Genomic DNA, 8,340 nt, shown 5'->3' on the forward strand with positions numbered 1-8,340 from the left:
GATCGGACCGGCCGCGAAGGGCGTGGTGCGCGAGTTGGCCAGCGCCGCGGCGATGCGGGCGCGCACCGGCTCGCTGGCGAGGTCGATGCCGGCGGAGTTGGTGCGCAGGCCACCGAACAGCTCGGCGGGCAGCGCAATCTTCGGATGCGGCGCGCCGGCGAGCGGGGCGGCCTGCTCGACCGGGTCGGCAATCAGCTCCTCCACCGGCACGCGCTCGTCGACGATGCGGTTCACGAAGCTGGTGTTGGCGCCGTTCTCGAGCAGGCGGCGCACCAGATAGGCGAGCAGGGTCTCGTGGCTGCCCACCGGGGCGTAGATGCGCACCAGGCGGTGACGGTCGGCGCGGCCGACGATCTGGTCGTAGAGCGGCTCGCCCATGCCGTGCAGACACTGGAACTCGTAGTCGCCCGGCTGCCATGCGCGGCCGTCGGCGGCGGCGAGGTGGAAGATCGCCGCCAGCGAATGTGCGTTGTGGGTGGCGAACTGCGGGTAGATGACGTCGCGTGCGGCGAGCAGCTTCTTCGCGCAGGCGAGGTAGGACACATCAGTGTACACCTTGCGCGAGTACACCGGGTAGCCGGCCAGCCCGTCGATCTGCGCGCGCTTGATCTCGGCGTCCCAGTACGCGCCCTTGACCAGGCGCACCATCATGCGCTGGCCGCTGCGGCGCGCGAGGTCGATGACGAAGTCGAGCACGTGGGGGGCGCGCTTCTGGTAGGCCTGGACCACGAAGCCCAGTCCCGTCCAGCCGGCGAGCGCGTCGTCGGTGGCGAGCGCCTCGAGCAGGTCGAGCGAGAGGTCGAGGCGGTCGGCCTCCTCGGCGTCGATGTTCAGCCCGATGTCGTGGCGCCTGGCCTGCAGGCACAGGGTCTTCAACTTCGGCAGCAGCTCGGCCAGCACGCGCTCGCGCTGCGACCAGGTGTAGCGCGGATGCAGGGCCGAGAGCTTGACCGAGATGCCGTTGCCGTCGACCACGCCGCGGCCCCGGGAGGCGACGCCGATGGCCTGGATGGCGCGCTCGTAGTCGCGGAAATAGCGCTCTGCGTCGCTTGCCGTCATCGCCGCCTCGCCGAGCATGTCGAAGGAGTAGCGGTAACCCTTGTTCTCGTGCTCGCGGCCGCGCTCGAGGGCCTCGTCGATGTCGCGCCCGGTGACGAACTGCTCGCCGAGCATGCGCATCGCCAGGTCCATGCCCTTGCGGATCAGCGGCTCGCCGCCGCGCGCCACCAGGCGGGTGAGCGCGGAGGACAGGCCTTGTTCGCTGCTGGTCGACACCAGCCGGCCGGTGATCAGCAGGCCCCAGGTGGCAGCGTTGACGAACAGCGAGGGGCTGTTGCCGATGTGTGCGCGCCAGTCGCCGTCGGCGAGCTTGTCGCGGATCAGGCGGTCGGCGGTGGCCTTGTCGGGCACGCGCAGCAGGGCCTCGGCCAGGCACATCAGCGCCACGCCTTCCTGGCTGGAGAGCGAGAATTCCTTCATCAGGGCGTCGACGCCGGACGAGCGCGTGCGCGTGGCGCGCAGGCCGACGACGAGGTCGTGGGCGAGGGCGCGCACGGGTTCGCGCAGGGCCGCGGGGAGGCGGGCGGCCTCGACGAGCGCGGGCACGCACTCCGGCTCGGGCGTGCGCCAAGCGGCGTCGATGGCGTGGCGGACGGTGCTGCGCGCGGTCGGCGGAAGGGCGGCGGCGGCATCTAGGGCCGCTGCGGCGCGGGCGCTGGAGGGGATGTTGTCGGTCACGGCCGGGCACTCCTGGCATTGCGCACGCTGCGTCGGGCGGGCGTGCTGCAAGCGGTTGCGGGGGCGGCGGAAGACCCGCCGGAATGGCCGAATTCTTCGCCAAAAACCGTAGTTAATGGCTCCAAAATTTGCATTTATATGGTCATAATGACCAAAGTGAGATCACTTCACAGGCCAATCGCCTGCTGCACCGCAATGGACCGCATCGACCAGAAGATCCTCCAGGAATTGCAGGCCGACGCCCGCCTGTCGATCGTCGAGCTGTCGCGCCGGGTCGGCCTGACCAAGACCCCCTGCGCCGAGCGTATCCGCCGCCTCGAGAAGTCCGGGGTGATCCGCGGCTACCACGCCGCGCTCGACCCCGACGCGGTCGGCGCCGGCCACATCGTCGTCGTCCAGGTCCTGCTCACCAGCACTACCGAGCAGGACCTGCGCCGCTTCAACGAGGCCGTGCGGCGCATCCCCGAGATCGAGTCCTGCCTGATGATCGCGGGCGACTTCGATTACCTGCTCAAGGTGCGCACGCGCGACATCAACGAATACCGCCGCGTGATGGGCGAGCAGATCTCCGGCCTGCCGTGCGTCAAGCAGACCCATACCTACGTGGTGATGGAGGTGGTCAAGGACGAGCGCAAGCTGCCGCTGCGCGGCAGCGCGTGAGGCGCCCGGGGGGCGACGCGGACTCTTGAGCACGGTCAACACGGGCGCGAAGTTGCGTCGCACAATCGCGCATGGTCCCGGACGATCGACGCTGCGGGCATGTCGTGCGCGGATGGTGGCGCGGAGCTTGCCTCGATGGCGCAACAAAGGTGCAAGTGATGGACTCGAAGCGTGCAATGCCCTCCCTCACCATCGGTGCCATCGGCGTCGTGTTCGGCGACATCGGCACCAGCCCCCTGTACGCCCTGCGGGAGATCTTCAACGGCCACCATCCGATACCGGTCACGCCGGGGAACATCCTCGGCATCCTGTCGCTCGTGCTGTGGGCGATCATGGTGCTGGTCACGCTCAAGTACGTGCTCATCCTGATGCGCGCGGACAACCGCGGCGAGGGCGGCTCGCTCGCCCTGCTGTCGCTGGTGGTGACGCATGCGCGCAGCGCACGCCTGGCCTGGGTGGTGTCGATGCTCGGCATCTTCGCCGCCGCCTTGTTCTTCGGCGACAGCATGATCACGCCGGCGATCTCGGTGCTGTCGGCGGTGGAGGGAATCGGCATCGTGGCGCCGGGGCTCGAGGCCTGGGTGGTGCCGGTGACGGTGCTCATCCTCACCGTGCTGTTCGCGATCCAGCGCCGCGGCACCGGGGTGGTGGGGCTCTTCTTCGGCCCGGTCATGGTGGTCTGGTTTGCCGTGCTGGGTGCGCTCGGCATGGTCGAGATCGTGCGTTATCCGGAGATCCTCGCGGCCCTCAGTCCGCTCCATGCGGTCGCCTTCGTCGTCGATCATCCGGCGCTCGCCTTCCTCGCGCTGGGCGCGGTCGTGCTCGCGGTGACCGGCGGGGAGGCGCTCTACACCGACATGGGACATTTCGGCCCGGCCCCGATCCGGCTGGGGTGGTTCGGCTTCGTGTTGCCGGCCCTGGTGGTGAACTACTTCGGCCAGGGGGCGCTGCTGCTGCACGAGCCGGCGGCGATCGAAAGCCCGTTCTACCACCTCGGGCCGTCGTGGGCGATGATCCCGCTGCTGGTGCTCGCCACCCTGGCCACGGTCATCGCCTCGCAGGCGGTGATCTCGGGCGCCTTCTCGGTGGCCCGCCAGGCGGTGCAGATGGGGCTGCTTCCGCGCATGCTGATCGTCCATACCTCGGGGCACGAGCAGGGGCAGATCTACGTCCCCTTCACCAACTGGACGCTTTACCTGGCGGTGGTCGCACTCGTGGTCGGCTTCCAGAACTCGTCGAACCTCGCTGCGGCATACGGCATCGCGGTGACCGGCACGATGCTGATCGACACGGTGCTGCTCGGCTTCGTGATGGTGCTGATCTGGCGCTGGCGTCCGCTGCTGGCCGGACTGTGCGCGGGGACGCTGCTGCTGGTGGACCTCGCCTTCTTCAGCGCCAACGCGATCAAGATTCCCCAGGGCGGCTGGTTCCCGATCGCCATGGCGCTGGTCTCGTTCACCGTGCTCACCACCTGGCGCCAGGGGCGTCGCCTGGTGCAGCAGGAGATCGCCGCCCAGGGCCTGCCGCTGAACGTGTTCATCGACATGGTCGGGGAGGTGCATCGGGTGCAGGGCACGGCGGTGTTCATGACCAGCACCAAGGATGGCGTCCCCGCCGCGCTGCTGCACAACCTCAAGCACAACCAGGTCCTGCACGAGCGGGTCGCGCTGGTGACCGTGGAGACCGCCGACACCCCGCATGTGAGCGAGCTCGACCGCATCTACCTGCATCGCATCAGGAACGGGTTCATGCGCGTGATCGTGCGCTACGGCTTCATGGAGGATCCCGACATCCCGAGTGCGCTGAAGCACTGCAGCCGCTTCGGCGAATCGTTCGAGATGATGGAGACCACCTTCTTCGTCTCGCGCGAGACGGTGATCCCCAGGCTCAGCCGCAGGCTGTTTTCCGACTGGCGGGCGCGGCTGTTCGCCTTCATGTCCAAGAACGCCACCAGCGCGACCGACTTCTTCCGCATCCCCAACAACCGGGTGGTCGAACTCGGCACGCAGTTGGTGATCTGACGCGGCCACGCGCCATCGGGGCGGCCGGAAGGCGCCCCCGGGCTTTGGTGTAACATTCCGGCCAAAGCATCGGCTGCCGCCCGCCGGGTGGCGGCCCCCTCACGAGAGACACCCAATCCATGGTTCCGCACCTCACCACCGCGCTTACCGGCCCCCTGCTGGAGCTGGAGCGCCAGTTCCTCGACAACGCCTGCGACATCGAAAAGTGGTTCCGTACCCAGTGGCAGGACCACATGCCGCCTTTCTACGGTTCCACCGACCTGCGCAACTCGGGCTTCAAGCTCGCGCCGGTCGACCTGAACCTGTTCCCGGGCGGCTTCAACAACCTCAACGACGTCTTCATGCCCCTGTGCGTGCAGGCGGCGCAGGCGGCGATCGAGCGCATCTGCCCGGACGCCAGCAAGCTGCTGTTGATCCCCGAGAACCACACCCGCAACCAGTTCTACCTGCAGAACGTCGCCAAGCTGGCGTCCATCCTGCGCCTCACCGGCCTCGACGTGCGCATCGGCAGCCTGCTGCCCGAGATCGCCGCGCCGACCGTGCTGGAACTCGCCAACGGCGCCACGCTGACCCTGGAGCCGCTGCGCCGCAGCGGCAGCCGTATCGGGCTCGACGACTTCGATCCCTGCGCGGTGCTGCTCAACAACGACCTGTCTGCGGGCATTCCGCAGGTGCTCAAGGGCCTCGACGAGCAGTGGCTGATCCCGCCCCTGCACGCCGGCTGGCACAAGCGCCGCAAGTCGAAGCACGCCGAGTGCTACGACCGTGTCGCGCGTGAGTTCGCCGCCGCGATCGGCATCGATCCGTGGCGGATCAACCCCGAGTTCGGCGTGTGCGGCCAGATCAACTTCCAGGAACGCACCGGCGAGGAGTGCCTCGCCGCTCAGGTGGATTCGCTGCTCACCCGCATCCGCGCCAAGTACAAGGAATACGGCGTCACCGACGAGCCCTTCGTGGTGGTCAAGGCCGACGCCGGCACCTACGGCATGGGCGTGATGACGGTGAAGGACGCCTCCGAGGTCGTCGGCCTCAACCGCCGCCAGCGCAACAAGATGGCGGTGGTGAAGGAAGGCCTGCAGGTGCACGAGGTCATCATCCAGGAGGGCGTGCACACCTTCGAGACGGTGGAGGACGGCGTCGCCGAGCCGGTCGTCTACATGATGGATCACTACGTGGTGGGTGGCTTCTACCGCGTCCACACCGAGCGCGGCCGCGACGAGAACCTCAACGCGCCGGGCATGCACTTCAAGCCGCTCGCCTTCGACACCAGCGGCACCATGCCCGATGCCGCGCAGGGGCCCGATGCGCCGCCGAACCGCTTCTACGCCTATGGCGTGGTGGCCCGCCTGGCGCTGCTCGCGGCCTCGGTGGAGATCGAGGAGACCGCCCCGGCCGAGGAAGAGGATGCAGGTGGAGACGCCCTGGCGGCCTGAAGTCTCGCGCCGCCTCCGACGGGAATCGACACGAACCGGTGATGAATCCATGACCCGCAAGCTCAAGCTTCTTTTCATCCTCGACCCGCTCGAGGGTCTCAAGGCCTACAAGGACTCGAGCATCGCGATGATGCGCGCCGCGGCGCGGCGCGGGCACGAGGTGTGGGCGCTGCAGCGCGCCGGCCTCACCTGGCGCGAGGGCGTGGTGGTCGGCACCGGCTGCGTGGCGCTCGCGGTGTGCGACGACGACGCGGCCTGGTATCGCGCGGGCGAGGCGCAGGCCCTGCCGCTGGCCGCCTTCGACGCGGTGCTGATGCGCCAGGACCCGCCCTTCGACTTCGAGTACGTCACCGCCACCTGGCTGCTCGAGCGCGCGGCGCAGGCCGGCGTGCGCGTGTTCAACGACCCGCGTGCGGTGCGCGACCACTCCGAGAAGATCGCGATCACCGAATTCCCGCAGTTCACCGCGACCACGCTGGTGGCGCGCGACCCGGCGGACATCCACGCCTTCATCGACGAGCTCGGCGACGTCATCCTCAAGCCGCTTGACGGCATGGGCGGCAGCCAGATCTTCCGTGTGCGCGCCGACGACCCCAACCGCAACGTGATCGTGGAGACGCTCGCCCACGATGGCACTCGCACCATCATGGCGCAGCGCTACCTGCCGCAGATCGTCGACGGCGACAAGCGCGTGCTGATCATCGGCGGCGAGGTCGTGCCCTTCGCGCTCGCGCGCATCCCGCGGGCGGGCGAGACGCGCGGCAACCTCGCCGCCGGCGGGCGCGGGGTGGCGATGGCGCTCACCGCGCGCGAACGCGAGATCGCCGGGTTCCTCGCGCCGACGCTGTGGGCGCGCGGCCTGCTGATCGTCGGCCTCGACGTGATCGGCGGCCACCTCACCGAGATCAACGTCACCAGCCCCACCTGCATGGTCGAGATCGCCGCGCAGCAGGGCTTCGACGTCGCCGGCCTGGTGATCGACAAGCTGGAGCGTGCGTGCGGCTGAACCTGCGCATCCTTGCATTGGCCGCGTGCGCGCTGCTGCTCGCGGCCTGCTCGCGCGCGCAGGTCTTCCATCACGAGGCCTACGTCTTCGGTACCCGGGTCGATGTCGCGGTGTATGGCGAGAACCAGGCCGAGGCCGACCGCGCCGCCGCCGCGGTGCTGCGCGAGTTCGACCGCCTGCATCGCGCCTACCACGCCTGGGAGCCCTCCGAGCTCACCGCGCTCAACGCCGCGATCGCGCGCGGCGAGGCCGCCACCGTGTCCGACGAGCTCGCCGCGATGCTGAAGGACGCGCAGGCGATCGCCGCCACCGGCGACGGGCTGTTCGACCCTGCGCTCGGCGGCCTGGTCGCGCTGTGGGGCTTCCACACCGACACCTTCGTGCCGCAGCGCCCCGACCCTGCCAAGCTGCAGGCCCTGCTCGCCGCGCACCCGTCGATGGCCGACCTCGTCCTCGACGGCAATCGGGTCGAGAGCCGCAACCCGGCGGTGCAGCTCGATCTCGGCGGCTACGCCAAGGGCTACGCGCTCGACCGCGCGGCGGCGATCCTGCGCGCGCAGGGCGTGGCCGACGCGCTCATCAACATCGGCGGCAACGTCATGGCGCTCGGCGCCAAGGGCGACCAGCCCTGGCGGATCGGCATCCAGCATCCGCGCGCGCCCGCTCCGCTCGCCACCCTGCCTTTGTACGCCGGCGAGGCGATCGGCACCTCGGGCGACTACCAGCGCTACTTCGAGCTCGACGGCGAGCGCTACGCCCACCTGCTCGACCCGCGCACCGGCCAGCCCGCGCATGGCACGCAGTCGCTCACCGTCCTGATCACGCCGCGCGCCAATGCCGGCACGCTGTCGGATGCACCGAGCAAGCCCGCCTACCTCGCCGGAGATGGCTGGCGCGAACAGATCCGCCGCTTCGGCATCGAACATGCACTGCGCGTGGCTGCGGACGGCCGCGTCGAGGTCACCCGCGCGTTGCGCGCGCGCCTGCAGTTCCCGTCGCCGGTGGAGGCGACGGTGGTCGATTGAGATCCACAAAGGAGGGAGGACAACATGGACATGACCCCGCAAACCGCCTGGCTGCTCGCCATTTCCGCCGTCGTCATCGTCGGCGTGATCGCGTTCTTCGTCGGGCGTTCGAGCGCCGGTACCAAGGGGCGCATCGACGAGCTCGAGGCCGAGCTGGCGCGCAAGGCCGAGGAGGCAGAGCGCTACCGCAAGGAGGTCGACGCCCATTTCGACAAGACCGCGACCCTGTTCGTGTCGATGGCCGGCTCCTACAAGGAGCTCTTCGAGCACCTGTCCGCCGGCTACGACAAGCTCTCCGGCGCCTCGGCGCGCGAGCGCTTCCAGGAGCGCGTCGATGCGCTGCTGCCCCGCCGCGTGGTCGAGCCCGCCGCGGCCGGCGCGCTGCTCGCGGGGGGAGCGGCGGGCGCTGTTGCGGGTGCGGACGCCGCGGAACCGACGGGATCGAGCGCGGATGCAGT

At 69.4% G+C, this 8,340-nt stretch carries 7 protein-coding genes; 6 read left to right on the forward strand and 1 reads right to left on the reverse strand.

Annotated elements, in window-relative coordinates:
* Positions 1–1,737: proline dehydrogenase family protein (locus C665_RS16800; RefSeq protein ID WP_004323526.1), on the reverse strand; the 1,737-nt coding region annotated here is incomplete at its 3' end.
* Positions 1,738–1,932: 195 nt separating this feature from the next.
* On the opposite strand from C665_RS16800, the gene C665_RS16805 reads away from it, so the two are divergent.
* From C665_RS16805 to C665_RS16830, 6 genes are all read left to right on the forward strand, one after another.
* Positions 1,933–2,397 carry an Lrp/AsnC ligand binding domain-containing protein gene (locus C665_RS16805; protein ID WP_004323527.1) on the forward strand — a complete coding sequence of 155 codons (465 nt, stop codon included), beginning with the start codon at positions 1,933–1,935 and terminating at the stop codon, positions 2,395–2,397.
* 158 nt (positions 2,398–2,555) lie between these two features.
* The gene (locus C665_RS16810; protein WP_012584515.1) at positions 2,556–4,418 is read left to right on the forward strand and encodes a potassium transporter Kup; all 1,863 of its coding nucleotides are present in this window, start codon (positions 2,556–2,558) and stop codon (positions 4,416–4,418) included.
* Between the two features lie 119 nt (positions 4,419–4,537).
* Complete coding sequence (gshA, locus tag C665_RS16815) at positions 4,538–5,851, forward strand: glutamate--cysteine ligase (protein ID WP_004323529.1); 1,314 nt, start codon at positions 4,538–4,540, stop codon at positions 5,849–5,851.
* 49 nt (positions 5,852–5,900) lie between these two features.
* On the forward strand, positions 5,901–6,857 hold the full coding sequence (gene gshB, locus C665_RS16820) for a glutathione synthase (RefSeq protein WP_004323530.1): 957 nt from the start codon (positions 5,901–5,903) through the stop codon (positions 6,855–6,857).
* Positions 6,848–7,882, forward strand: coding sequence for an FAD:protein FMN transferase (locus C665_RS16825; protein WP_004323532.1), 1,035 nt, complete (start codon positions 6,848–6,850; stop codon positions 7,880–7,882). The genes gshB and C665_RS16825 overlap by 10 nt, the downstream gene beginning before the upstream one ends.
* A gap of 30 nt (positions 7,883–7,912) precedes the next feature.
* Positions 7,913–8,340 (forward strand): Z-ring associated ZapG family protein (locus C665_RS16830; RefSeq protein WP_040829502.1); only part of this gene is annotated, 428 nt, incomplete at its 3' end.

Origin of the sequence: Thauera aminoaromatica S2 (assembly GCF_000310185.1) — a bacterium.
Classification (GTDB): Bacteria; Pseudomonadota; Gammaproteobacteria; order Burkholderiales; family Rhodocyclaceae; genus Thauera; species Thauera aminoaromatica.